General features: G+C 62.8%; 23 protein-coding genes. 6 read left to right on the top strand and 17 right to left on the bottom strand.

Features of this window, described 5'->3' with window-relative positions; all coding sequences use genetic code 11:
* Nucleotides 1–966 (top strand): flavin reductase, encoded by a 966-nt coding sequence (locus J4G32_RS02675; RefSeq protein ID WP_246504837.1) that lies wholly within the window; start codon nucleotides 1–3, stop codon nucleotides 964–966.
* Here the strand turns inward: J4G32_RS02675 and J4G32_RS02670 are convergent.
* The 6 genes from J4G32_RS02670 to J4G32_RS02645 form a co-directional block, all read right to left on the bottom strand.
* Nucleotides 963–1,895 carry an NADP-dependent oxidoreductase gene (locus tag J4G32_RS02670; protein WP_210484083.1) on the bottom strand — a complete coding sequence of 311 codons (933 nt, stop codon included), beginning with the start codon at nucleotides 1,893–1,895 and terminating at the stop codon, nucleotides 963–965. The two genes, J4G32_RS02675 and J4G32_RS02670, sit on opposite strands and share 4 nt — an antisense overlap.
* On the bottom strand, nucleotides 1,895–3,754 hold the full coding sequence (locus tag J4G32_RS02665; RefSeq protein WP_210484080.1) for a dipeptide ABC transporter ATP-binding protein: 1,860 nt from the start codon (nucleotides 3,752–3,754) through the stop codon (nucleotides 1,895–1,897). Before J4G32_RS02665 ends, J4G32_RS02670 begins: the two co-directional genes overlap by 1 nt.
* Nucleotide 3,755: 1 nt before the next feature.
* On the bottom strand, nucleotides 3,756–4,613 hold the full coding sequence (locus J4G32_RS02660; protein ID WP_210484078.1) for an ABC transporter permease: 858 nt from the start codon (nucleotides 4,611–4,613) through the stop codon (nucleotides 3,756–3,758).
* Nucleotides 4,610–5,626: an ABC transporter permease gene (locus tag J4G32_RS02655; RefSeq protein ID WP_210484075.1), complete on the bottom strand. Its 1,017-nt coding sequence runs from the start codon at nucleotides 5,624–5,626 to the stop codon at nucleotides 4,610–4,612. Before J4G32_RS02655 ends, J4G32_RS02660 begins: the two co-directional genes overlap by 4 nt.
* An 88-nt stretch (nucleotides 5,627–5,714) precedes the next feature.
* Nucleotides 5,715–7,250: an ABC transporter substrate-binding protein gene (locus tag J4G32_RS02650; RefSeq protein ID WP_210484072.1), complete on the bottom strand. Its 1,536-nt coding sequence runs from the start codon at nucleotides 7,248–7,250 to the stop codon at nucleotides 5,715–5,717.
* A 248-nt stretch (nucleotides 7,251–7,498) separates the two neighbouring features.
* Nucleotides 7,499–8,203, bottom strand: coding sequence for an EthD domain-containing protein (locus tag J4G32_RS02645; protein ID WP_210484068.1), 705 nt, complete (start codon nucleotides 8,201–8,203; stop codon nucleotides 7,499–7,501).
* Between the two features lie 328 nt (nucleotides 8,204–8,531).
* Here J4G32_RS02645 and J4G32_RS02640 point away from each other — a divergent pair, with 328 nt between their 5' ends.
* The 3 genes from J4G32_RS02640 to J4G32_RS02630 all read left to right on the top strand — a co-directional run bounded on the left by J4G32_RS02640 (nucleotide 8,532) and on the right by J4G32_RS02630 (nucleotide 12,483).
* Nucleotides 8,532–9,200, top strand: a complete 669-nt coding sequence (locus tag J4G32_RS02640) for a GntR family transcriptional regulator (protein ID WP_210484065.1) — start codon at nucleotides 8,532–8,534, stop codon at nucleotides 9,198–9,200.
* 61 nt (nucleotides 9,201–9,261) lie between these two features.
* The gene (locus J4G32_RS22060; protein WP_210484050.1) at nucleotides 9,262–10,848 is read left to right on the top strand and encodes an aldolase/citrate lyase family protein; all 1,587 of its coding nucleotides are present in this window, start codon (nucleotides 9,262–9,264) and stop codon (nucleotides 10,846–10,848) included.
* 90 nt (nucleotides 10,849–10,938) lie between these two features.
* Nucleotides 10,939–12,483 (top strand): 3-hydroxyacyl-CoA dehydrogenase, encoded by a 1,545-nt coding sequence (locus J4G32_RS02630; RefSeq protein WP_210484047.1) that lies wholly within the window; start codon nucleotides 10,939–10,941, stop codon nucleotides 12,481–12,483.
* Between the two features lie 12 nt (nucleotides 12,484–12,495).
* On the opposite strand, the gene J4G32_RS02625 is transcribed toward J4G32_RS02630, so the two are convergent.
* Both J4G32_RS02625 and J4G32_RS02620 read right to left on the bottom strand, forming a co-directional pair.
* On the bottom strand, nucleotides 12,496–13,458 hold the full coding sequence (locus J4G32_RS02625; protein ID WP_210484044.1) for an ornithine cyclodeaminase family protein: 963 nt from the start codon (nucleotides 13,456–13,458) through the stop codon (nucleotides 12,496–12,498).
* 32 nt (nucleotides 13,459–13,490) lie between these two features.
* On the bottom strand, nucleotides 13,491–13,874 hold the full coding sequence (locus tag J4G32_RS02620; protein WP_210484041.1) for a RidA family protein: 384 nt from the start codon (nucleotides 13,872–13,874) through the stop codon (nucleotides 13,491–13,493).
* Between the two features lie 54 nt (nucleotides 13,875–13,928).
* Between J4G32_RS02620 and J4G32_RS02615 the strand changes: the two genes are divergently transcribed.
* Nucleotides 13,929–15,290, top strand: a complete 1,362-nt coding sequence (locus tag J4G32_RS02615; RefSeq protein ID WP_281413500.1) for an NAD(P)/FAD-dependent oxidoreductase — start codon at nucleotides 13,929–13,931, stop codon at nucleotides 15,288–15,290.
* A gap of 15 nt (nucleotides 15,291–15,305) precedes the next feature.
* Here J4G32_RS02615 and J4G32_RS02610 read toward each other — a convergent pair whose 3' ends face one another.
* The 7 genes from J4G32_RS02610 to J4G32_RS02580 all read right to left on the bottom strand — a co-directional run bounded on the left by J4G32_RS02610 (nucleotide 15,306) and on the right by J4G32_RS02580 (nucleotide 21,696).
* Nucleotides 15,306–16,184 carry an alpha/beta hydrolase gene (locus tag J4G32_RS02610; RefSeq protein WP_210484038.1) on the bottom strand — a complete coding sequence of 293 codons (879 nt, stop codon included), beginning with the start codon at nucleotides 16,182–16,184 and terminating at the stop codon, nucleotides 15,306–15,308.
* A complete protein-coding gene (locus tag J4G32_RS02605) occupies nucleotides 16,181–16,930 on the bottom strand; it encodes a GntR family transcriptional regulator (protein WP_210484035.1) in 750 nt (249 codons plus the stop codon). The genes J4G32_RS02610 and J4G32_RS02605 overlap by 4 nt, the downstream gene beginning before the upstream one ends.
* Nucleotides 16,931–17,016: 86 nt before the next feature.
* Nucleotides 17,017–18,294, bottom strand: a complete 1,278-nt coding sequence (locus J4G32_RS02600) for an ABC transporter substrate-binding protein (RefSeq protein WP_210484033.1) — start codon at nucleotides 18,292–18,294, stop codon at nucleotides 17,017–17,019.
* A 59-nt stretch (nucleotides 18,295–18,353) separates the two neighbouring features.
* A complete protein-coding gene (locus J4G32_RS02595) occupies nucleotides 18,354–19,295 on the bottom strand; it encodes a branched-chain amino acid ABC transporter permease (RefSeq protein ID WP_210484030.1) in 942 nt (313 codons plus the stop codon).
* Nucleotides 19,296–19,298: 3 nt separating this feature from the next.
* Nucleotides 19,299–20,201, bottom strand: coding sequence for a branched-chain amino acid ABC transporter permease (locus J4G32_RS02590; RefSeq protein WP_210484027.1), 903 nt, complete (start codon nucleotides 20,199–20,201; stop codon nucleotides 19,299–19,301).
* Nucleotides 20,198–20,929 (bottom strand): ABC transporter ATP-binding protein, encoded by a 732-nt coding sequence (locus tag J4G32_RS02585; RefSeq protein ID WP_210484024.1) that lies wholly within the window; start codon nucleotides 20,927–20,929, stop codon nucleotides 20,198–20,200. The genes J4G32_RS02590 and J4G32_RS02585 overlap by 4 nt, the downstream gene beginning before the upstream one ends.
* Entirely contained in the window at nucleotides 20,926–21,696 is a 771-nt protein-coding gene (locus J4G32_RS02580) for an ABC transporter ATP-binding protein (RefSeq protein WP_210484021.1), read from the bottom strand. Before J4G32_RS02580 ends, J4G32_RS02585 begins: the two co-directional genes overlap by 4 nt.
* 157 nt (nucleotides 21,697–21,853) lie before the next feature.
* On the opposite strand from J4G32_RS02580, the gene J4G32_RS02575 reads away from it, so the two are divergent.
* Nucleotides 21,854–22,303, top strand: coding sequence for a hypothetical protein (locus tag J4G32_RS02575; RefSeq protein ID WP_210484019.1), 450 nt, complete (start codon nucleotides 21,854–21,856; stop codon nucleotides 22,301–22,303).
* Nucleotides 22,304–22,336: 33 nt separating this feature from the next.
* On the opposite strand, the gene J4G32_RS02570 is transcribed toward J4G32_RS02575, so the two are convergent.
* Nucleotides 22,337–22,717 (bottom strand): hypothetical protein, encoded by a 381-nt coding sequence (locus J4G32_RS02570; protein ID WP_210484016.1) that lies wholly within the window; start codon nucleotides 22,715–22,717, stop codon nucleotides 22,337–22,339.
* Nucleotides 22,718–22,763: 46 nt separating this feature from the next.
* A complete protein-coding gene (locus tag J4G32_RS02565) occupies nucleotides 22,764–23,525 on the bottom strand; it encodes an SDR family NAD(P)-dependent oxidoreductase (protein ID WP_210484013.1) in 762 nt (253 codons plus the stop codon).
* Nucleotides 23,526–23,620: the final 95 nt, after the last annotated feature.

The following is a 23,620-nucleotide window of genomic DNA, read 5'->3' as shown; positions in this document are numbered from 1 at the left end:
ATGGAAAACAAGCACCCTGCCGATCCTCAATTGCTGGACGAGGGCGATCCGGCGCTCGATCCGCGCGCCTTCAGGCGCGCGCTGGGGCAATTCGCCACCGGCGTGACGGTCATCACCACCGCCACCGCTGACGGGCCGGTCGCCATTACGGCCAATTCCTTCTCGTCGGTCTCTCTCGACCCGCCTCTGGTGCTGTGGTCGCTGCGTAAACAATCGCGAAACCTTCCGGCGGTCCAGGGAGCGCCGCATTTTGCCATCAATGTTCTGGCAGCCGATCAGATTGCGTTGTCCAACCGCTTCTCGCGTTCGACCGACGACAAGTTCGGCAACTGCGACTGGATTCCCGGACTGGGCGGATGCCCGCTCTTCGCAGGAGTGGCGGCGCAATTCGAGTGTCGCCATGTGTCTGCACACGATGGCGGCGATCATATGATCTTCATCGGTCATGTGGAGCGCTACCGCTGGTTCGATCGCGCGAGTCTGCTGTTCGCGCAGGGGCGCTATGCGTTGGCGCTCGACCACCCGTCCGCGCCATCGGACCTCACCGTCGATGCGGCCGCCCATCCGCGCGATGATTTCTTTCTGCCGTTGCTGGTGCGGGCCTATTCCTATCTCTCCGGCGCATTCGACGAGCATCGCGACACTGAAGGCCTGGACACAAACCAGACGCGGGTTCTTGCGTTCCTCGCGACACGCTCGGGCGCATCGGCGGAAGTAATCGCCCGGCTTGCCTTCCTCGGGGTTTCGGCCGTTGAGGATGCGATCGCCAAGCTCGTCGGCATGGGCTGTGTCGCGCCACGGCCGCCGGGAGCGCTTGCCATCACGCAGGAGGGGCTCGACCGTCTCAACCGGATCACGGCCCGTGCTCACGCGTTCGAGGAGCAGCATCTGGCCGGTCTCGACGTTAACGATGTGGCAGCGACGCGGCGGGTTCTCCTGGCCCTTGCCAAACGCGACGGCAGCTAGTCCGGCGGCCGGATCGCCAGCACGATCTTGCCGCGTGCATGCCCGCTGTCGGACAAACGATGGGCCTCCGCAAACGCATCGAAGGGCAGCGCGCGCGATAGCGTCGAGACCATCGTACCGTCGGCCACCCGCGCCACAATGGCGGCCAGAGCCGCTTGATGTGGCAGGATCTGCGCCATCACGACGTCGACGCCGAATTCCGCGCCGCGATCCTCGATGGGTTGGGCGTTGAGATAGACCAAAGTGCCGCCCTTTTTGAGGGTCGCGTAGCTTCGCCTGTGCACGTCCCCACCCATGAGGTCGAGAACGACGTCGAGGTCCTGCACCTTTGTCTCAAACGCCACCTCGTCATACGCAATGGTCTCGGACGCTCCCAGCTTGCGCACGTAATCGGCGTTGCGGCGCGAGCAGGTGGCGATCACGGTGGCGCCCAGCCCATGGGCGAGTTGGACCGCCATGCCGCCGACGCCACCCGCACCCGCATGGACAAGAACCCGCATGCCCGGTGTGATGCGTGTCGTCTCGACAAGGGCGATCCAGGCGCTGATGCCGGCAAGCGAGAGCGCCGCGGCGTCGGTAAACGCGAGCGTGTCGGGAATGGGGGCAATGAGGGAGGCTGGCATCACCACCTCCTCAGCCCACGTGCCTTGTCCGCGCGGAGCTACGAAACAGACACGCCGGCCGAGCCATTCCGGTGAGACGCCTTCTCCGAGCGCGCGTACGAAACCGGCGCCGTCGCGCCCCGTTCGCGCCGGAAACGGCCCGGGTGCAGGCTTCAGCAGACCGGCGCGGATTTTCCCATCGACCGGATTGACGCTTGCCGCGTGCATCTCGACCAGCACCTCGCCGGGGCCGCAATGGGGAGACGGGACGCTCGCGAGTTGAAGAACCTCTGGGCCGCCATAAGCGGCATATTCAACAGCTCTCATCATCTTACTCCTGCGGCCACGTCGCCGACGGTATCGGGAGACCAGTCAAGTTGCGCATCGTCAGGCGGCACCGAGGACAGCAGCGTGCGGGTATAGGCATGGCGGGGAGCCGAGAAGACCTCTTCGGTCCGACCGCTTTCGACCACCTCGCCGCGATACATCACCAGCACCCGATCGCACAGATAGCGGACGACGGAGAGATCGTGCGAAATGAACAGCATCGCAAAGCCGCGCTCCTGCCGGAGACGCAGCAGAAGGTCGAGCAACTGCGCCTGCACCGACACGTCGAGACCGGAGACGATCTCGTCGGCCACAAGGATTCGCGGCACCGCGCACAAGGCCCGGGCGATGTTCACCCGCTGCTTCTGTCCACCCGAGAGCTGCGAGGGGAAGCGCAACGCGGCCTCGGGCGGAAGGCCGATCTCCGCGAGGAGCTGACGGGCGCGATCGAGACGGGCCGTGTTGTCGCCTCGCTTACCGGCCGCTTCGATGGCCTGGGTGACGATGCTGGCGACCCTGCGGCGGGGGTTCAGGGCGGATTGCGGATCCTGGAAGACCATTTGGACGTGCTCGCGGCGGAAGGCCTTGTCGTCGCGGCGATTGGCGGTGACATCGCGGCCCGCCATCACCACGCGGCCGCCGCTCGGTTGATCGAGGCCGACCACGAGGCGCGCGAGCGTGCTCTTGCCGCTGCCGCTCTCGCCGACGATGCCCACGAATTCATTCTCGCCGAGCGCGAAACTGACCTCGTTGACGGCGCGAAACTCCGTTGTCTTGCGCAGCAGGCTCCAGCTGGTGACGAATGACTTCGTGACCTTGTCGACCGACAGCAGCGGCTCGCCGCTCGCCGTTTCCGGCATGGGCAAAGGCGGCGGCGGCATGATGGTCGCGGCGATTTCGGGGCGGATGCAGGCCGCCACGTGATCAGGTCCGATCTCGAGGAAAGGTGGTTCGGCCTCCCGGCAGGCCGGGATGACCGCCGGGCAGCGGGAGGCAAAGCGGCAGCCGGTCAGGTCCTTGATGGCGCGCAGCCCCGGCATGCGCTCCGGCAGGGTGAACAATCCGCGCCTTTCGCCGCTCATGCTGGGATTGGCCAGCTGCAGGCAGCGCGTATAGGGATGGGCTGGCTGAGAGAACAACGCGCGGGCCGGTCCCCGCTCCGCCGGCCTGCCGGCATAGAGCACCAGGATCTCGTCGCAGATCTGTGCGGCAAGCTTCAGATCGTGCGTGATGAAGATGACGGACGTCCCGTCTCGCTTCTGCATCTCGGCGATCAGCTTGACGATCCGGGCCTGGATGGTGACGTCGAGCGCTGTCGTCGGCTCGTCGGCAATCACCAGGCGCGGCCTGCTGGCGAACGCCATGGCAATCAGCACCCGCTGGCACATGCCGCCGGACAACTGGTGCGGATATTTGTCCAGGAGCCCGGCACCGTGGGGCAGATGCACCGACTCGAATGCGGCAAGCGCCCGTTCACGCCAGGGCGCTTGGTCAGTATGGCCAATGCGCAGCAGATGCTCACGCATCTGTTGGCCGACGGTGAGAACCGGATTGAGAGCCGAAAGCGGCTCCTGGGGGATGAACACGATATCGCGGCCGAGCAGGTTTCGCCGCTTGTGCGAATCCATCGTGACAAGGTTGTCGCCGTCGAATTCCAGCGTTCCGCCGGTGACCGAGAAGCCGGTGGGGAGAAACTGGGCGATGGTCCGCCCGATCATCGATTTGCCGGCGCCGGATTCGCCGACGAGCCCGAGGATCTTGCCCGGGGCGAGTGAGAAATTCAGGTCGCTGATGACCGGGAAATCGCCGCTGCGGGTCGATGCCCCGACTGACAGATTGCGCGCAGTGAGAAGGCTCATGTCAGGCGCGCTCCGTTTCGCTCAGGCGCGTGTCGAGCGTGCGCCGCAGGCCATCGCCCAGGACGTTGAACCCGAAGACGGTGAAGAAGATGGCGAGGATCGGGCAGATCAAATTCCACGGTGCCTGATAGATATTCTGACGGGCATCGGCGATCATCTGTCCCCATGCCGGCGTCTGCGCGCCGACGCTGAGACCGACAAACGAGAGGATGGCCTCCACGATTACCGCAACGCCCATTTCGAGGCTCATGAGCGTGATGAGAAGCGGCAAGGTGGCGGGCGCGATCTCCCGGGTAATGGTGCGCCAATGCGAGAAGCCGAGCAGACGGGCCGCGGCCACGTAATCGCGTCGCGTGACGACGAGCACTTCGCTGCGAAGCACACGACAGAACCGTGTCCAGTCCACGAGGATGATCGCCAGGATGACGTTTCTCAAGCCGGTTCCAAGCCCGACCATGAGGATCAGCGACAGGATGACCGGCGGGAACGACATCCATACGTCGACGATGCGTCCGATGAACCAGTCGATCCAGCCGCCGAAATAACCAGCCACATGGGCAAGAACGGCCCCGAGGATCATCGCGCCCATCGATGCGAGAAACGCCACCGTGAGGGCCACCCGCGCGCCGAAGATGAGACGTGAGAGGACGCAACGGCCGAGGCTGTCGGTGCCCAGCGGATAGGCCGCATCGCCCCCTTGGGCCCATGCGGGCGGAAGCAGCATGGCCAGAAGATCCTGCTCCGAGGGGTCGTGTGGTGCGAGATAGGGCGCGAAGATCGCGCAGACCGCCACAATCGTGATGATCGTCAACCCGATGAGGACACGGCCGGATTTCAGCCAGGCGGGAAGGGATGTCATCGGACCCTCAGCTTCGGGTTGAGGATCAGGTACAGGCTGTCCACCGCGATGCTGATGACCAGCACGACGATGCAATAGGTCAGACCCACGGCCTGGATGATCGGCAGATCCGCGTTGCGGATGGCATCCACCATGAGGTTTCCCATACCGGGATAGGAGTAGATCACCTCGACGAGCAGGGTGCCGCCGAACAGGAAGCCGAACTGCACGCCCATGAGGCTGAGGGTGGGCAGTATGGCGTTCTTAAGTCCATGGCGGATGAGGATGCGCCGCTCCGACAACCCGCGCAGGCGCGCCTGGTGGATGTAGTCGTCCTGGTAGACGTCGAGGAGACTCGAGCGCAGCACCCGCATGATGGACGGCGAGAATGAGATGCCGAGCGCGAAGCACGGCAGGAGCATGTGCTGCACCGCATTCCAGAACACGGCGGGCTTGCCGGCGAGCAGCGAGTCGAGAAGCAGAAAACCGGTGATCGTCGGGCGTTCCACGCCGGGGCTGAGCCTTCCGGTGAACGGCAGCCATTCGAGCGCGACGCCGAACAGCAGGATGAGAAAGAGGCTCCAGAGAAATTCCGGCAGCGACAGCAGCAGGATCGAACCGAAATCAAGGCCGGCCTCCTTGCGGGTGCCGCGGACGTGGAAAAGGATCAGCCCGCCCGCAATGCCGATGATTGACGCGATCAGCATGGCGAAGACCGCAAGCTCGATCGTTGACGGCAGGGTGGTCATGACCAGAGACGCCACATCGCGCCGGAAATGGATGGAGGTACCGAAATTACCGTGAAGGACCTGCGCGAGCCAAATTCCATATTGCTGGATCAGCGGCAGGTGAAGTCCCATCTCAAGCCGCTTGGCTTCGATCTCGGCCAACGTCGCGTTCGGCGGCAGGGACATGGCGGCGGGGTCGACGGGCAGAATGCGCAGGATGATAAACAGCAACGCCGAGACGACCAGCAGAATCGGAATCGCCACGATCAGCCGCTTCATGAGCAACTTGGCGATGGTCGCGAACATCTCGTATCCTTTCCGTTTCAGGAAGCGGAAATCGAGAACCCGGCAGGATCTGCCGGGCTCCTCTGGCGAAACGGCGTTGTTCGAGCGATCAGGACCAGGACATCTTGTTGGCCAGAATCCAGGCGTTGCCATACTTGACGTAGTTGAGGTTCTTTTTGCGAACCACCGTCTGCACGCTCTGCAGCAGCGGGATCGTGGCGCCTGCCTCGACGGCCTCCTGATTGAGCGAACGGTAGCCGGCGATGCGCTTGTCGTAGACGGGCTCGCTGAACAGCGCGAGCACCTTCTCGCCGATTTCCATGCCCTTCCAGGTGCCGAACGGCATCTTTGGATTGAGCAGGTACCCGGCGAAAATCTCCGGATCGCCGGTGGCGTTGTCGAAGCTGTAGAGCGTCGCCTCCGGCAGCTTTCCACCCCGGTTCAGTTCGAAATACTTGGCGTATTCGATGGTCTCAAGCTCGGCCTCGATGCCGACTTTCTTCCACATCTGCACGAGGGCGCGGGCGATGTCGTAGTCGCTCGGGAACTGGCCGTTGGTGGCGGCGAAGCGGATTTTGGCGGGCTTGTCGACGCTGAAGCCGGATTTCGCCAGCAGGGCCTTTGCTTTCTCGACGTCGAAATCGAACTTGAAGTCCTTGAGATAGGCCGCCGTCCCCGGCGTTGCCACGACAGATAGCGGGACGGCCGCGCCGCCGTAGAAGGCCTTCGAGAGCGCAGCCTTGTCGATGGCGTAGTGGGCTGCCAGACGCACATTGCTGTCCGAGAAGCCGAGATCGTTGCGCACCTGCAGGAGAATGACGCGGGTGAACGGGTTAATTTCGGCCGCCAGATTGGGATCCTTCTGCAGGCGTTCGACTTCGCGGACGGGGACGCTCGTCACGAGATCGACCTGGCCAGACTGGATCGCCGCGATGCGCGCCGACGGGTCCTTGATGATGTCGAACGTCACGCGCCGCATCTTGGGCTTCGGTCCCCAATAGGCCTCGTTGCGCTCCAGCACGATGCGCGAGTTGAGCTGATGCTCGACGAGCTTATAGGGCCCGGTGCCGATAGGCTTTTCGCGAAACGCGTCCGGCCCGATGGATTCCATGTATTTCTTCGGTACGATGTAGCTGCCGAGGAATGTCAGCCACTGGGGGGCCGTCGGAGCCGGTGAGCTGAAACGCATCACGCCCTTCGTGGGCGACAGGATCTCGATGTCGGACACATGGCGCCAGGAATTGGCGGTATCGAGCTTGTGGCCGGCCTTGATGCGCTCGAAGAAGGAATATCGGAAATCCTCCATCGTCATCTTGTCGCCGTTGTGAAAAAAGACGTCGTCGCGCAGCTCGATGGGCATGCTGAGCCCGTCGGCGGCAAGTTCCCATTTGGTCACGAGACTGGGAATGATTTCGAGTGTCGGGCTCTGGTCGAGGGGCTGGTCGAAAACCATTTTGTAGATGGGCTGCGCGTCAGGCGTGAACCGCTGGTTCGGGTCCCAAGACGGCACGTCGCTTGGCCAGCCGATGGTGACGCTGTCCGACGTCTGCGCCAGCACGGGCGTCGCGTGGACCATGAGGGCGCCGCTCGCCACGCCGAACGCGAGCATCTGAAGGACGTCTCTCCGCTTGATATCGCTTGTCATGTCGACCCTCTGTTGATGAGCCTGATCGAAGGCCGGACGGCTCGATGAGGCGTCGTCTTTTGCGGAGCCTCTGCGGGCTTCCCGGCCTTCGGCTGGGAATTCGTTTTCGCGTCCCGTGCGGGGCGACGCGAACCCGGTTGCCGCGGGCACCGTTCTCGTCTGGAAATTACTTCAAGCCTAAAATGAATTCTCTTCGGCCGCAACAGCGCCGATGGGGTATCTTTGGGCGAACGCTGCGCAGGGAAGCATCAGATGGCGGGTGTCAGCGGCAGAAGACGGCGGCGATGCATCAGGAAGTGAGTGTTCGCGCCGGAAAAAGGAGGAAACTCCTTGAAATGGGCGCGCAATTCGTGGCGGACGGGCGATTTCATGGCTGCGTTGAAATCCTGCACGGTGTCGAACACGACCTCGTTGCCGACGAGATAATCGACGGCCGCCACGCCGAGCACCGTGATGTCCGGACGGGGAAAGTAGCACATGATCGCGCGAATGCCGGGCAGCTTTGCCTGTGTCGGCGGATGGCTGTCGACGTAATTCCTGATGAAAGCGGCCTCATCGTCTGCGGGCAAATGATAGCGCACCACGTAGGAGACGGGTGCTTTCAGGGGTGCTGCGGTTTCGTCATCGGCAACGGGATAGAAGGCGCGTTCGAAGACACTGGCGGTGGCCGCAAGTCCGGGCGGCAGCGTGGCAAGACCGCTCGCGATTGTCGCCTCGGCCAAAGCAGCGCGCAGGGCAGTTTCGCTCGCGAATTCGAGCATGACGATCAGCAGCGGCCCAGCGACTTCGTGATTGAACGGATCTTGACTGGCCTGTTCAGTTGGAATGTAGAAATCGGCGGCCGACAGGCCCGGTAACTCGGCAAAGCGTCGCTCGTTGTTGGCCTGCCAGTCGCGCAGTCCGGATCGAAGGTCTGTGCTCCCCGTGACGGCAATTTCGCAGATCCACGACATGGGGTTTCCTCACTGCTGATCGCCGGGAGACCCAAACGATATGCTTTAAGTTTAAAATGTTTCGTGTTCCGTGCCCGCCGTCAAGCGCTATGACTCGGCGCTCCCTCCCAACTGCCTGACAGAAAGGGTCCCCACGGCCCGGATGAGGGCCAGCCGGCGCGCGGGCCTGTGGGTGGACCATCGTTCGCATATGATTAACGTTTATTAAAACAATGGCTTAGAGCTCCCGTTATCGGTCGAGACTCCGCAGCGGCAGCCAAAAGGTAAACGAATTCCTTGCGGGCTTCTCAAAATGTATATTGAATACAGTTTAAGAGGAGCCTGGGCCATGACGGCGCAATCTGAACCAGCTGGGCGTTTTGCGGGACGCCCCGACAGCCTTCGCCAACAGATCTACCTTGACCTCCGCGGCCGGTTGCAGAGAGGCGAGGTGGGACCTGACGAGCGCCTGATCGACGTGAACATCGCCGAGGCGATGGGCGTGTCCCGGATGCCTGTCCGCGAAGCTCTCCTGCAGTTGATGAACGAGGGCTACGTCGTCGGCACCACGCGGGGCTTCGCGCTTCCACGTCTCACGCTTGCCGACATCACAGACATCTTCGAAGTCCGCAAGCTGCTGGAGCCGCGGGCCGCCGCCAATGCGGCGCGAGACCTCGACGCGCAGGGCGATGAGCTCCTGAAGGATGCACTTGAGCGGGCGCGCGCGGCTCTCGCGGCGAGTGATGCCATCGAGCTTTCGGTCGCCAATGTGGCGTTTCGCGAAACGTGGCTTGGCGCAGTGCGCAACGCGCGCCTGGCAGCCACCATCTCCCGCTTCGCCGATCATGTGCAGGTTGTTCGCTTCGGCACCCTGCGCGATCCGTCGACCCAACCGATCGTGATCAATGGCATGGCCAAACTCTACGACGCCTTCCTGCGCCGAGATGCCATCGCCGCCCAGGACCACATGGTCGTGTTCATCGCCGAGGCTGAGAAGAGTTTCTTCCTGAAGCATTAGGACAAGACGGCATCGCCGTCCACAGCCAAGACACCAACGGTTCAGCGTAAGGGAGTAAAGCATGTATGAGCGTGATGGCCTGACATTGCGGGCGCGACTGAAACAGGGCGGGCCCATCGGCGTTTTCTGGTTCGCTGTCGGTTCCAGCGCGCTGGTCGAGATATCGGATGAGGCTCGTCCGGACGCCATGGTCATCGATGCGCAGCATGGCCTCTGGGATCGGGGCACGATCGAGCACGCGGTCGCGGCCGTCGGCCGGACGCCGGTCTTGATCCGCACCGCTGACAATGCTCATTCGTCGATCAGCCAGGCTCTCGACACCGGGGCAGAAGGGGTTCTCGTTCCTCTCATCGAGACTGACGAACAAGCAGCCCAGGCCGTGGCAGCCTCACGCTTTCCGCCCCATGGCCACCGTTCCGGCGGCGGTGTGCGTCCGCTGAAGGGCGATTTTGCGGCCTATCACGCCAATGCCAATGCCCGCACGGTCGTCGGCGTCATGATCGAGACCGAACGCGGCGTGCGCAATGCCGCTGCCATCGCCAACACCCCCGGCATCGATTTTGTCCTGATCGGCACGGGTGACCTCGCCCTGTCGCTCGGTTGCTTCCCCAAGATCGACTCGCGGCACGAGGACGCGTGTCGTACGGTGTTCCAGGCCTGCCGCAATGCCGGCGTCCCCTGTGGAATTTTCACGCCCAGCGCCGAGGCGGCGGCAAAACGCACGAAGGAGGGCTATGCGCTCGTCGTCGTTGCCAATGACATCGACGTGGCGGCGCGAGGCTTCTCGACGTCCATGACGCAGTTTTCTACCGAAACAGCCGCAATCCGCAAAGGCCAACAGGCCGCAGCCGCAAGGAGCGCAAGCATGAGCAGCAATCTTCTGGTCGAATTCGCAGCCGGCATCGCCGATGGCCGCATCCGCGTGGTCGATCTCACCCAGACCCTGCGACCCTCAACGCCGGTCATCCAGTTGCCGCCGGAATTCGCTCCCTCCAATCCGTTCCGGATGCTGGAGATTTCGAAATACGACGAGCGCGGTCCCGGATGGTATTGGAACAATATTGCCTGCGGCGAGCACACGGGCACACATTTTGATGCCCCTGTCCATTGGGTCACGGGCCAGCATCACGCCGACGGTTTTACCGATACGATCCCCGTTCAGCGCCTGATTGCGCCGGCCGTCGTCATCGACTGCTCCAAGGAAGCAGCCGCCAATGACCTGTTCACGCTCGAGCCCTCGCATATTGAAGCCTGGGAGAAGCAACATGGCCGTATCCCCGATGGATCATGGGTTCTCATGCGCACCGATTGGTCCAAGCGCGAGGATCCGGCAGCCTTCATGAACAACAAGGAAGACGGGCCGCATACGCCCGGTCCGAGCGCGGCTGCGATCAAGTTCCTCGTCGAACAGCGCAACGTGAATGGCTGGGGTGTGGAGGCTGTCGGCACCGATGCCGGCCAGGGCTTCGCCTTTGAACCGGCATTCCCGGCCCATAACCTGATGCACGGTGCCAACAAGTTCGGCCTCGCCAGCCTATGCAATCTCGATCAGCTTCCGCCGACCGGCGCCATCCTCGTGACCCCGCCGCTGAAGATCGAGAAGGGTTCCGGCAGCCCGCTGCGCGTTCTCGCCCTCGTGGCGTCCTGATCATTCTCACGCCGACATGGTCAGCCGGGCGCTGCGCGTCTCACGCGCAGCGCCCGGACTTTTGAGAGCCCATGATGATGGACATCTGCCATGACCTCACCCATTCCCGCGCCTGAGTTGATTCTGGGCGTGGTCGGCGCCGGCCTGATGGGCAGGGGCATCGCGCAGGTGGCTGCCGAAGCGGGCATCCAAGTCATCCTCACGGATCAAAGCCCCGAGGCGGTGGCGGAGGCGCTTCAATTCTGCGCCGACATGCTGCGGCGCAAGGCTACGAAGGGAACGCTCTCGCTCGCCGAAGCCGAGGCCGCGATTGGCAGGATCGTCGCGGCCGGTGTGGGATCCGGCACAGCATTCGCCGGCTTCTCGGCATGCGACGTCGTGATCGAGGCCGTGGCGGAAAGTCTCGATGTGAAACATCGGGTGATGGACTGTCTCGAAGCCGTGGTGCGGGACGACTGCGTTCTTGCCACCAACACCTCGTCCTTGTCCGTCACAGCCATTGCGGCAAAGGCCCGCCGGCCGCAACGCATCGCAGGCTTTCACTTCTTCAACCCGGTCCCGCTCATGCGACTGGTCGAGGTGATCGGCGGTGCGAGGACTGACGAGGACGCGCTCGTCAGGCTGACGGCTCTGGCGAACCGGATGGGGCATCTGCCCGTGCGCGCCACCGACACACCCGGCTTTCTTGTCAATCACGCCGGCCGTGGTTTTGGTACGGAGGCGCTGAGGATTGCCTCGGAGGGCATCGCCAGTTTTGCCGATATCGACCGGGTGATGACGGACAGCGCCGGCTTTCGCATGGGCCCCTTCGAGTTGTTCGACCTTACCGGCCTCGATGTCTCGAGCCTGGTGATGGAGTCGATCTACCGGCAGTATTACGACGAGCCACGCTATCGTCCCAATGCTCTCACGACGCAGCGGGTCGCCGCAGGTCTGTACGGGCGCAAGTCCGGCGGTGGTTTCTACACCTATCGGGACGGCAAAGCCGAAAAGCCAGCTGAACTCAGTGTTGCACCGGTCGAAGGCGCGCCTGCGGTTTGGGTGTCTGGCCGGTTTCCCGATGTTGCAGGAGACCTGCGAGACCGACTGGCGCGTGCCGGCGCAACGGTTGAGACGACGCCCCGTCCGTCGGACGAGGCTGTCATCATGCTGACGCCCTTTGGGGAGGACACAACGACGGCATCCCTCGCCGAGGGGCTGGATCCGACGCGGTCTGTTGCTGTCGATTGTCTGCTTGGCCTGGACCGGCGGCGCACGTTGATGCGAACCCCGGTGACAAAGCCCGCTGTGCTTTTCACCGCGCAAGCGCTTCTCGCCGCCGACGGCACCCCCGTGACGGTCATCCATGACAGCCCGGGCTTCATCGCTCAGCGCATCGTGGCTTGCATCGTCAATATCGGCGCCGACATCGCCCAGCAGCGGATCGGCGCGCCTGAGGATATCAACCGTGCCACCGAGATCGCGCTCGGCTATCCGCGTGGGTCGTTGCGGTTCGGTGACGAGCTGGGCCCGCGGCGCATTCTCGATATTCTCGCCGCCTGCCACGCGTTCTATGGCGACCCGCGCTACCGGGCCAGCCCGTGGCTCAAGCGGCGAGCGATGCTTGGCGTCCCGCTGACGACGCCGGAAGGCTAAGCCGACAATTCGTTACCAGGCAACGACACTGCCGATCTGTCGCTCGGTCGCGCGCCTGACCGCAAATTCGGCGGCGGCCAGGTCTTCAACCGCAAGCCCCAGCGATTTGAACAGCGTGATGCTCTCGTCATGGGGGCGTCCCGGCTGGCGACCCGTCAGGACGTCTCCGAGTTCCGTGAGGCCGCGGTCAGCCGGGTATGACCCCTCATTCAGCGCGAGCAGATACTCTCCGCATTCAATGTCAGCCTGGGCGCGGGAATCCACAAAAACCGCCGCGGCCGACAGCAATTCGCCGTCAATCTCGCGAGCGCTGGGCTGGCTGGTTCCGACCGCATTCACATGGCATCCCGGCTTGATCCATGAGCACTTCAGGATAGGCGTCTTGGCAGTGGTGAGCGTGCAGATCACGTCGGCCTCGGCAACCGCGTCTTCAATCGAATGGGCGGCCACTGTGCCGGTTGCGTCGGCAAAGGCCCGGGCGCTCTCGGGTGAACGCGCGCCAATCACGATTCCGGCGTTCGGCAAGATGTGCCGCATGGCCTCCACATGGGCTGACGCCTGATGTCCCGTCCCGATGATGGCAATTTGCGCGGCATCTGGCCGTGCCAGCGCCCGGGTTGCGACTGCAGACACTGCCGCCGTCCGAATCGACGTGATGGCGGTGGCGTCGACAACTGCCATCAATTGCCCTGTCTCTCCGTCGTTGAGCAGCACGGCGCCTTGATGGGAGTCCAGACCGCGCGCGCGATTGCCCGGCGCGACGATGATGTGTTTGAAACCCCAAAGTGGGTCTGGCCCGCTTCGAAACGCCGGCATCAGGCCCATCAAAGAGGATGCGCCGTCGAACTGGATCTGCGCGCGGGGCGGTTGCCAGTAAGTGCCGTCGGCCAGGCCGCGCAGGACATCGTCCATGACGCAGATGCAATCGGCCATCGTGAGCACGGCTCTGACATCGTTTCCATTCAGGATCAGCATCGACAACTCCCGGACTGTTCGACCCGCCGCGATCAGGCGCGCTTGAGAGCAGTGACTTCGAGTTCGACCTTCATCTCCTCCATGGCAAATCCGCACACGATTGTGGTGTTGGTGGGCCGCGGGTCTGAGAAGGCCGCTCCCAGAACCCTTGATACGGCCATGACGTCCTCGCGCGCGGCCACATAAACGCGCACCCGCACCACATCCTTCAACGACGCGTGCGCCTTCTCCAAGGTCGCCGAGATAGTCGCCAAACATTGGCGGGTCTGCTCGGCAGCGTCGTCCGAGATGGTGTTCGAGGCGAAGTCGTAGCCGGCTGTGCCCGAGACGAAGATCCATTCTCCGTCCACGACGGCGCGGGAATAGCCGGCCAGCTCTTCGAACTTCGAGCCTGATGAAATGGTCCAGCGAGCCATGGAATTTCCTTTAATCTTGAAATAAATCGACGCCCTATGCATAAAGATTGCGGCATGATCGGACAAGCGGTCTCGCGGTTTGTGCCTGATCCAGACCATGACCGAAGCGGATTCATCACCATGCCGGGCGGAATGCAGGAGCATCAGCGGACACTCTGGTGGCAGACGTCGACGCCGAAGCCGACTCTCCCGACGATCGCTGGCGATCGGTCGGTCGACGTGGCTGTGATCGGCGCGGGCTTCACCGGCTTGACGGCGGCGCTTCATATCGCGCGCAGCGGATCGTCGGTCATGGTGCTGGAGGCCGAGGCAATTGGCAGTGGCGCCAGCGGCTTCAACGCAGGCTTTGTCGTTCCCAATTTCGCCAAGGCCGATCCCGACACCGTCAATCGGAAGCTTGGGGCGGAACGCGGCCGCGCGTTGCTCGATCTGGTCAGCCAAGGTGGGGAGCGCGTGTTCTCCACTGCCCGCGACAACAAGATCGATTGCGATGCGGCGCAGACCGGGTGGCTGCAGCCGGCCCATTCGGACCAGATGGCCGGGGCGCTGAAAGCCCGCGTGGCAAGCTGGCAGGCGCTTGGTCGGCCCTTGCGATATCTCGATGCAGCCGAGACGGCCTCACTCACCGGTGTCCGCGGCTATCGTGGCGCCCTGTTCGATCCAACGGGCGGCACGATCCATCCGTTGAGCTATGCCTATGGTCTCGCGCGGGCAGCTCTTGCGGCTGGCGCGCTGATCAAGGAAGACGCTCCTGTCATGTCCGTCGAGCGAATGGGCGACAACTGGGTTCTGCAAACGGCCGGCGGTCGGATCACGGCGCGGCGAGTCCTGCTCTGCACCAATGCGGGTAAGGTTGGAATCGCGCGTCGGCTCTATCGCGCCATTGTTCCGTTGTCCGTCTACCAGATTGCCACCGCGCCCCTGCCGAAGGACGTCGTTGCGCGTTTTTCGCCGCAACGGCATCCCGTCTCCGACACGCGTTCAAACCTGTTCACCTACCGGCTTGACCGGGACGATCGTCTGATCAGCGGCGGCATGTCGCTCTTTCCCATCGGAGCCCATGAGCGCATGGCAAGTGGGATTGTGGATCGCCTCGCCGAGGAACTCTCCCTCGGCTTCGTACCGAAGGTGGAACATGTCTGGCGCGGGGTGGCTGCGATGACCACCGATTTTCTGCCCCATCTCTACGAATTCGGTCCAGGCTTCATCGGCGGCATCGGCTGCAATGGTCGCGGCGTCGCGATGACGGCGATGTTGGGCGAGGTTATGGCGAATGCAGCCCTCGGAACCCCGCTCTCCGCGCTGCCCGTGCCTCAGGCCCCTGCGCGCGCGATTCCGTTCCACACCTTCGCACAGGCGGCGCCGTCATTCGCCATCGCGCAGGCGCGATGGCAGGATTGGCGCGCCCGGCGATGAGTGCGGCTCCGCGCGTCAGGTGAGCCGCATCTGCGCGCGCACCGCTTTGTTGAGGCTCTCCGACGGGTCGGCGAGCGCATCCAGAACGACCGTGATGTGATCCGTTCCGGGAACGACCATGTGCGTGACAGGGACGCCGGCGACGCGCAGCTTCTCGGCAAAATCGGCAGTCTGGCGGCGAAACTCGTCCGTTTCATCTCCGCCGACGGTCGCGATGACTGGAACGCCGATGTCGAGAGGCCTGTGTAGGGGGCTGAAATCGGTGATCTCGGACTGGGTCAGTTGCAGGCTATCGTTCTGAAACGAGGCGGCGACCCTCGCCAGGTCGTAGACCCCGCTGATCGCGGTGCCACCCTTGATCACGTCGGACGGCAGTCCACTGGCGCCGAGCCAGCTGCGGTCGAGCATTTCGGCCACAAGATGGCCTCCCGCCGAATTGCCCGAGATGTAGATGCGATCCGGATCGAGATCGTAATCCGATCCATGACGGTAGGCCCAGGCGATCGCCTTGCGGCATGAGCTTACGATATCGGCGAGCCGAACGTGCGGCATGAGGGGATAATCGATCACCGCGAGCGCGGCCCCGAACGGTACGAAGCCGCGCGCCAGAAAGCTGAACTGCGCCGCTTCCATGGAGCGCCAGAAGCCCCCGTGGATGAAAATGTGGAGCGGGGCAGGGCCCTCGGCCGATAGGGGCGGGAAAAGATTGAGCGTCTCGTCCGGACGGTCTCCGTAGGCGATGTCGCGGATTGCGCGGAACTGCGCCAGACCCGCGTCGGCCGCCGCTGTGCGTCGCGCGACGAGTGGTGGCATGTCCGGAATGGAATCGAGCGAGAATTGTGCGTCATAAGCGGCCTGGGAAAGCCCGCCGGTGATGTTGAGGTTGGACGTCATCGGGCAACTCCTGTGCTGGACGGGAATCGGTTTGCGGTTCCTGCGGCCATGAAATCGTCGTCGAGGGGGCAAATGGTGCGCAGAAGAGATTGCGTGGCGTGGATATCCTCGACCAATGCCTGGCGCGCGGCCGCTCCGTCGTCACGCTTCACCGCGTCGAGAATGCTGCGATGGTGAACGGGGTCGGAACCGAGGTCGCCGGATTTCAGCAACGGCTCCATGCGTTGGGTCAGCAACCGCATATAAGGCCCGAAGCGGAGCCAGAGCGTTTCGATCAGCTGCATAAGGACATCCGATCCCGATGCACGATAGAGGGTGAAGTGAAAATCCTGGTTGTTCGCGAGCATCCCGAAAACATCGCCGTCACGGCCTTTCAGCACATGGTCGCGGATGTTTGCCTCCAGATAGCGCACCGTCTCTGGCTCGACATGGGGCGTGCAAAGGGCGATGGCCGTGCCCTCGACAGCAATGCGGGCGATACAAAGGTCGTCGAGACGGGCGGTGTTGACCGGCGGGACATGGGTCGAGCCGTTGGGCGCGACATCGAGCGCGTTCTCGGCGCCGAGGCGACGCAACGCTTCGCGCACGGGCATGTGACTGGTGCCGAACGCTTCGGCCAGGGCCGCAATGGTGAGGGTCTGGCCGGGATCGAAGAACCCGGTCATGAGCGCATGGCGCAGCCGGTTGTAAACGCCGTCCTGGATCGTCGTGCGCGAGGAGACGGGTTCCAGCCTGAGATCTGTCATCGACGTCCTGTGTCGTATGCCGTGTCGACGTTGAGGGGTGCATGCCTGACGCCAACGCGCCAGGCATGCGAGGGTCGTGATGGTGATCAGCCGTCGATCTGCTTGATCAGCTTGCTCATCTCCTCGACGGTCAGCGTCTGGTCTGTGCCGAGCTGGTCGCCCTTGACATTCCAGATCAACGCCGCACCGCTCACATCGCCGTTGGCGTCGAATTCGAGCGGGCCGGTTGCGCCCGAATACCGGATGGCCTTTCCGTCCTTGATCAGTGCGATGGCCTTCTTGAACTCCTCCGGGCCGGTGCCAACCACGGTGGCGTCCGGCGACTGAAGTTTGCGCATGGCGTCGCGGATGGCCGTGCCGCTGAGATCGGGCGCGAGGTTCATGGCAAGACCCAGGATCATGACGGCATCGTACTGGTTATAGATGCCGGGTCCGTCCGGGCTCGCATTGTAGGCGGCCTGGAAGCTCTGCTTGAAGGATTCCACCGTCGGTCCGGACGTCGATGCATTATCCATCCCGAACGCATTTTGCAGGAACTTGCCACCCACCGCCTTGACGTATTCCGGGGTGCGCAGCGCGTTGTTCAGGATCAGATTCTGGGTGCCGCCGAGCGAAATCCACTCGCGTGTCATCGTCGCCCCGTCCTGCGGGAAAGCGACGAGGAACACGGCGTCTGGCTTGTCGGACAGCGCGCTGTTCACCTCGGCCCGATAGGACGGCTGGTTCTCGTTGTAGGCAACTGTCTTCAGGACCTGGCCACCGAGCTTGTTGAACGCCTTGGTGAAGTCCTTCACCATGCCGGTTCCGAAATCGGTATTGATGTAGATCATCGTGACGCGCTTGAAGCCGCGATCGGCCGCCACCTTTGCGGAAGCGTAGGCCTGCGTCTTCACAGTCGGCAGCGTGCGGAAGAAGAAGCCGCCGGTCTTGCCTTCCTGGGCGAGGGTCGTGAAAGTCGCGGCCGTCGAGCAGCAGCTCACCACCGGGACCTTGGAGGGGACTGTCACCGAGGTGAGGATGGGCAGCGTCACGCCGCTCGAAACCGACCCTGTGATCGCGGGGACGCGCTCGACTTCAACCAGGTATTTGGCCGCGTCGACACCGACGGTCGGTTGACCTTGGTCATCGCGAAGAATGAATTCCACCGGACATCCCTTGATGCCGCCGCCCTCATTGATGTGCTTCACGGCAAGCTGCGCGCTGTCCGAGATGCGCTTGCCCACAGGACCCATCGAGCCGGTCAACGGCAGGATGCCGCCGAGTTTTACCGGGCAGGACACTGCATTCTGCGCCTGTGCGTTCTGGGCCGGCATCCATGCTGAAACCAGCACCGCTCCCGCCAGTAATCCGATCGATCGTTTCATCCTGCTCTCCCTCTTTTGGCGAGTTTTCGGCACTCGCAAGCCAACTCTGTCGGCCGACACTACCCCGCGTGACGTGAGGTCGTCGGCTCTTCGCCGATCAGGCCGCCCGGCTTGAACAAAAGGGTCAGCACGAGGACGAGACCGATAAGAATGGTTTGAACGGCGCCGCCCTGCGTCTGGAAAGCCGCCGGCAGAATCTTGGAGATGAGGGTGCCGCTCGCGCTCCACAACCCCCAGACGACCAGTGTGCCGAGCACCGCGCCCTTGTTGTTTCCGCTGCCGCCGACAATCAGCATCGTCCAGATCTGGAAGGTGATGATCGGCACGAAATCGAACGGGCTCACAAAGCCGATGAAACCCACGTAGAGCGCGCCAGCGAGACCCATGACCGTCGACCCGAGCACGAAGGCCTGAAGTCGCAGAGTCGCGGCGTCCTTGCCAAGAGCGATCGCCGCGCCCTCGTCTTCGCGAATGGCCCGCAGCACGCGCCCCCAGGGAGAGCGAACGATGCGTTCGAGCGCCCAATACGTCAGAAGGCAGAATCCCGCAGACAGGCAGAGGTAGAACACGTTGTAGGTGAATGGCGTCTCAAAGAACCCGCTCAACGGACGTGGGACGGAGGTCATGCCGAGACTGCCTCCGGTGAGGCCTTCCCAGTTCAGGGCGATGAGTTGGATGGTGACGGCGATGCCGAAGGTCGCAATCGCAAGGTAATCGCCTCGCAACTTCATCGTGGCCAGGCCCACGAGCAGGGCTGCAATGGCCGAGGCAATGAGCGCGCCGACCACGCCCAGAATCCAAGGCAGTTCGAGATTGACGAGCAGTTCAGGGCGCCCGGGAGCGGTCAGGATGGCGTAGGTGTAGCCGCCGACGGCATAGAAGCCGACGACCCCCGCGTTGAAGACGCCGGTGGAGCCCCATTGGAGATTGAGCCCAAGCGTAATGATGCTCAGGATCGAGACGACGATGGCAAAGAAGATGAGATACGAGACGATACCCATGGCTCACTTTGTCTCCGACTTGCCGAGGAGACCCTGCGGACGAAAGTACAGAACGAGGATCAGGATCATGAAAGGGACGGCGGCCTTGAAGTTGGCCGGGATCACGAGCACCGAAAGGTTCTCGGCCAGCCCAACGACGAGGCCACCGATGACGGCGCCGAACAGGCTCCCGGACCCACCGAGAATCGCCGCTGTCAAAATGGCAAGCAAGAGATTGAAGCCCATTTCCGGTCGCAACTGAACGGTGAGGCCCGAGAAGATGCCCGCGATTGCCGCAAGCATGCCCGCGACCACCCAGGTCCAACGCACGACCGTTTCAATCTTGACCCCGCAGACGCGTGCCAGCGCGGGGCTTTCCGCCATGGCCCGCATCGACATGCCCAGGCGGCTGTACTTGAGAATGAGGTGCAGGCCGATCACCAGAACGATGGTGAGGCCGAGGACGAAAACCTGATCGGGCAGGAGGCGAATGCCGGGGAGGATTTCGGTCGCGATCTGGAGCTCGCTTGTGTAATATTGCGCCTCCGGCCCCCAGATGAGAAGCACCAGATTGCGCAGGATCAGTGCGACGCCGAAACTCGCGAACACCATGGTCAGACTGTTCGCATGACGCGAGCGCAGGCGGCGAAAGACCAGGCGATCGACGATGATCGCCAGCACCCCTGTAAGAACGCCGGCGAGAAGAACCGCAAACAGCAACGACCACCCAAAAGAGAGGGGTCCAATCGGGGCGCCGGCCGTCGCGAACATCGTGAAGGTGAGCGCGATATACGCCCCCCAGGTCAGCAATTCCGAATGAGAGAAGTTGGCGAATTTCAGAATCTGCGAGCTCAAGGACACGCCGATGGCGCCGAGCGCCAGGATGCCACCTGTGAGAAACCCGTCCGCGATGGCTTGACCGATCATCGTGCGTGCCTTTTTCCACCGAGAAACGCTTCACCGACCGCTGGATCGACGAGGAGATCGGCGGCCGACGCCGCCATGCGGTTCCGCCCTTCGGCCAGGACATAACCCCGGTCTGAAATGCGCAGGGCCGCTTTCGCGTTCTGTTCCACCATCAGCACCGCCACGCCTTCTTGGGCGAGGCCGCGCAGGCTTGCAAACACTTCGCCGACCACGCGCGGGGAGAGGCCTGCGGTCGGCTCATCCAGCATGATCACCCGCGGGTCCGTCATCAACGCCCGGGCCACGGCAAGGGTCTGGCGTTGTCCGCCCGAAAGCACGCCGCCGGTGGCCGATCGCCGCTCGGCCAGCAGAGGAAATTGCTCGTAGGTCCGCGCGAGGCGGGTCTTGAGCTCGGCCGCCGAGAGCGTATGGCCGCCCATGACGAGGTTCTCGTGGATGGTCAGCCCGGTAAAGACGTTCCCGGTCTGCGGTACAAATCCGAGGCCGAGTTGAATCAGTTCGTGCGAGGGGCGTCCCGAGACGTCCTGTCCGAGGCAGTGCACCGTGCCGCTTTCGAACAGCACCAGGCCCGCCAGTGCCTTCAGGAAGGTCGATTTGCCTGCTCCGTTGGGACCAATGATAGTCACGATCTCACCGGGACGGACATCGATAGACACGCCGTGGCAAATCGGCATTCCGGGAACGTAGCCCGCGACGACGTCGCGGGCGATGAGGACAGGCTCGCTCATGGCTCGACACCTCCGAGATAGGCGTCGAGAACCCGCTGGTCGGCGCGAACGCCGTCGGCGTCCCCCTCGAAAATTACACGCCCCTGAGCCATCACCACGATCGGGTTACAGATGCTCATGACCATGTCCATGTTGTGCTCGATGATCAGGAAGCCTACTCCCCGCGCGTGCAATGCGATGATCTTGTCAATCAGCGTGTCGAGCAGCGCCGGGTTCACGCCGGCGGCCGGTTCGTCGAGCAGGATCAATTGGGGGTCGGTCATGAGGACACGCGCCAGTTCAAGCAGCTTTTGCTGCCCGCCCGACAACTGCCCGGCAAAATCGTTCACCTTCGCGGCCAGACCCGTAAAACCGAGAACCTCCATGGCGCGGTCTCGAATGAGCTTTTCCTGCTTGCGCACCGTGCCGAGCGCAAACCAATTGTTCCAGAATTTCTCACCGGCCTGATCGAGCGCTGCCAGCATGACGTTGTCGAGGACCGTCATCTTCGGAAAGGGGCGGGGAATCTGGAACGTTCGGGCAAGGCCTGTCCGGAAAATGCGATCCGGTGAGAGTCCGTCGATTCGATGGTCGGCAAAGACGATTTCACCCGTATCGGGTTTCAGCGCACCAGCAATCAACCCGAACAGCGTGGATTTTCCCGCGCCATTCGGGCCGATCAGGCCCGTCATCGTCGCAGGTTGAACGGACAGGTTGATTCCATCGACGGCGCGAAGGGCGCCAAAGCTGCGCGCAAGGTCGCGCACCTGGAGAATGGGGTTGCTCATGTGATCATAAGATCACGGCCATTTGTCTCTGAAAAGGTTTAAGTTTAAAATATATTCTCGATTTTGAGCAGCAGCGTTGCAAATTGCAGGCAGCTTTGCTTCTTCACGCGGCAGCGCCACACTGAAACATGCCGACCCGCGACACGCAGGAGATCCCATGACATCCCCACTGGGCCATTTGGTGACACGAACCGTCGAGGCGCCCTCCAGTCATGCCTTTCTCTATCTCAGCGATCCGATCAAACTGGGTCGATGGTCGCTCGGATGCTTTGCGACGTGGCGCGATGAGATGAGCGGCATCCACACTGGTCTTTCGCTGTTCGATGGAGCCCAGGGTTGGTATCGCATTGATCCAGACCCTTCGCGGCTGCTCATCGACTATGCGGTGGGTACGCCCGATACGCTGGGCGTGCGGATTGCTGCGCGGATCGTCGCCGGGGAAACAATCGGCTATAGCGCCGAAACCTGTCTGGTGATGCTGAGCGCCTGGCGACCCACGGCGATGGACGATGCGCGGTGGGAGCGGCTTTGCGCGTCTCACGAGGCAGAGATCTGGTTGATCAAGGCGCAGATCGAAAAGGAATACCGAGAGAGCACGGCGGACTGATCCATCCGCCATGCATCACCGGTTCCTGCGGACTCAGTGCTTTCCTTCAAGGAGGAAGAATGGCCGTCCGATGCGGCCTTCGATGCGGATATAGCGATCGAGCCGCACGCCGTTGGAGGTGCGGCGAACGCAATGGATCATCGCCGCCAAGGTCTCGAGGGATGGAATCTCGAAGATCAGGTACCAGGTGAAATCGGGTGCCCCCGGCTGACCCACCATGAACAGGTCGTCATCGACGGTGGCCAGAACCTTGGCGCCCATCTCGGTCCATTCGGCGATCATTTCCTTGAATCGCGGCAGAACCTTCTCGCGGCGCTCCTCGTCGGTCGCCTCAAACCAACCGTTGGTGGCGGCGCCCAGCAGAATGACGCGATAGGGTTTCGGAACTTCAGGCACAACGAACTCGACAGCCATGGGCTTTGCCTTTCGCAAGAGGATACAGTGACAGGAGTAGAAACGGTTAGCGCATGAAGACGCCGCCATTCACGTCGAGGGTGGCGCCTGTGACGAAGCCGGCATCGTCGGCTGCGAGGTAGACTGCGGCGGCGCCGACTTCGGTATCGCTTCCGAGGCGTCCAACCGGGATCGTCTTTGCGAGGCCCTGAACTTTTTCGGCCGGCATTTCCTTCGTCATCGGGCCTTCGATTGCCGCCGGCGCGATGGCATTGACCGTGACGCCCTTGCCGGCGAGCTCCTGTGCAAAGCACTTGGTCAGGACGATGATGCCGGCCTTTGACGCCGAGTAATGGGCGCCGGCCACCACGCCGCCGCGCTGGCCCGCAAGCGATGAAAGATTGATGATGCGGCCCTTTCCGCGTTCACGCATGTGTCGGCCAGCGACACGGCAGCCAAAAAACACGCCTCTCAGGTTGACGGCCATGACGTCGTCCCACTCGTCGGCGGGGATATCCCAAACCGATTTCGAGATCGTCATGGCGGCGTTGTTGACCAGAATGTCGATCGGGCCCAGCGCCGCGCCAACCTTGTCGTAGACTGCTGTCCAGGCCGATTCGCTCCGAACGTCGAGGACGTAGCCGGAAGCCCGCTTGCCAGTCGGATCGAGTTCGCGTGCCACGGCACTGACCTGCTCGTTGACGTCGGTCAGTGCAACCGTTGCCCCCGCTTCGAGAAACGATCGTGCAATCGCGAGGCCCAGTCCCTGGGCCGCACCGGTCACCAAGGCCATTTTGCCCGCAAGACGTCCGTCTGAGATATTTGCCATCAATTCGCTCCCTTTTACTTATTGGTATGTTTACATTACCAATTGTGGCCGTCAAACTATCCATGCAAGAAATTTGAGAGGCGCGCCTGTTTTGC

The sequence above is a fragment of the Microvirga antarctica genome (genome assembly GCF_017921815.1).
Lineage (GTDB): Bacteria > Pseudomonadota > Alphaproteobacteria > Rhizobiales > Beijerinckiaceae > Microvirga > Microvirga antarctica.
The sequence above is the reverse complement of the archived record's forward strand: the minus strand, read 5'-3'. Positions and strand labels throughout refer to the sequence as shown.

Bases quoted from the DNA above. Each gene is read 5' to 3' on its own strand.
- J4G32_RS02655 (WP_210484075.1), bottom strand. From the start codon at position 5,626: ATGTTCGCGACCATCGCCAAGTTGCTCATGAAGCGGCTGATCGTGGCG.
- J4G32_RS02675 (WP_246504837.1), top strand. From the start codon at position 1: ATGGAAAACAAGCACCCTGCCGATCCTCAATTGCTGGACGAGGGCGAT.
- J4G32_RS02670 (WP_210484083.1), bottom strand. From the start codon at position 1,895: ATGAGAGCTGTTGAATATGCCGCTTATGGCGGCCCAGAGGTTCTTCAA.
- J4G32_RS02650 (WP_210484072.1), bottom strand. From the start codon at position 7,250: ATGACAAGCGATATCAAGCGGAGAGACGTCCTTCAGATGCTCGCGTTC.
- J4G32_RS02565 (WP_210484013.1), bottom strand. From the start codon at position 23,525: ATGGCAAATATCTCAGACGGACGTCTTGCGGGCAAAATGGCCTTGGTG.
- J4G32_RS02645 (WP_210484068.1), bottom strand. From the start codon at position 8,203: ATGTCGTGGATCTGCGAAATTGCCGTCACGGGGAGCACAGACCTTCGA.
- J4G32_RS02625 (WP_210484044.1), bottom strand. From the start codon at position 13,458: ATGCTGATCCTGAATGGAAACGATGTCAGAGCCGTGCTCACGATGGCC.
- J4G32_RS02585 (WP_210484024.1), bottom strand. From the start codon at position 20,929: ATGAGCGAGCCTGTCCTCATCGCCCGCGACGTCGTCGCGGGCTACGTT.
- J4G32_RS22060 (WP_210484050.1), top strand. From the start codon at position 9,262: ATGTATGAGCGTGATGGCCTGACATTGCGGGCGCGACTGAAACAGGGC.
- J4G32_RS02660 (WP_210484078.1), bottom strand. From the start codon at position 4,613: ATGACATCCCTTCCCGCCTGGCTGAAATCCGGCCGTGTCCTCATCGGG.
- J4G32_RS02575 (WP_210484019.1), top strand. From the start codon at position 21,854: ATGACATCCCCACTGGGCCATTTGGTGACACGAACCGTCGAGGCGCCC.
- J4G32_RS02665 (WP_210484080.1), bottom strand. From the start codon at position 3,754: ATGAGCCTTCTCACTGCGCGCAATCTGTCAGTCGGGGCATCGACCCGC.
- J4G32_RS02620 (WP_210484041.1), bottom strand. From the start codon at position 13,874: ATGGCTCGCTGGACCATTTCATCAGGCTCGAAGTTCGAAGAGCTGGCC.
- J4G32_RS02595 (WP_210484030.1), bottom strand. From the start codon at position 19,295: ATGGGTATCGTCTCGTATCTCATCTTCTTTGCCATCGTCGTCTCGATC.
- J4G32_RS02615 (WP_281413500.1), top strand. From the start codon at position 13,929: ATGATCGGACAAGCGGTCTCGCGGTTTGTGCCTGATCCAGACCATGAC.
- J4G32_RS02610 (WP_210484038.1), bottom strand. From the start codon at position 16,184: ATGACGTCCAACCTCAACATCACCGGCGGGCTTTCCCAGGCCGCTTAT.
- J4G32_RS02590 (WP_210484027.1), bottom strand. From the start codon at position 20,201: ATGATCGGTCAAGCCATCGCGGACGGGTTTCTCACAGGTGGCATCCTG.
- J4G32_RS02640 (WP_210484065.1), top strand. From the start codon at position 8,532: ATGACGGCGCAATCTGAACCAGCTGGGCGTTTTGCGGGACGCCCCGAC.
- J4G32_RS02570 (WP_210484016.1), bottom strand. From the start codon at position 22,717: ATGGCTGTCGAGTTCGTTGTGCCTGAAGTTCCGAAACCCTATCGCGTC.
- J4G32_RS02580 (WP_210484021.1), bottom strand. From the start codon at position 21,696: ATGAGCAACCCCATTCTCCAGGTGCGCGACCTTGCGCGCAGCTTTGGC.
- J4G32_RS02600 (WP_210484033.1), bottom strand. From the start codon at position 18,294: ATGAAACGATCGATCGGATTACTGGCGGGAGCGGTGCTGGTTTCAGCA.
- J4G32_RS02605 (WP_210484035.1), bottom strand. From the start codon at position 16,930: ATGACAGATCTCAGGCTGGAACCCGTCTCCTCGCGCACGACGATCCAG.
- J4G32_RS02630 (WP_210484047.1), top strand. From the start codon at position 10,939: ATGACCTCACCCATTCCCGCGCCTGAGTTGATTCTGGGCGTGGTCGGC.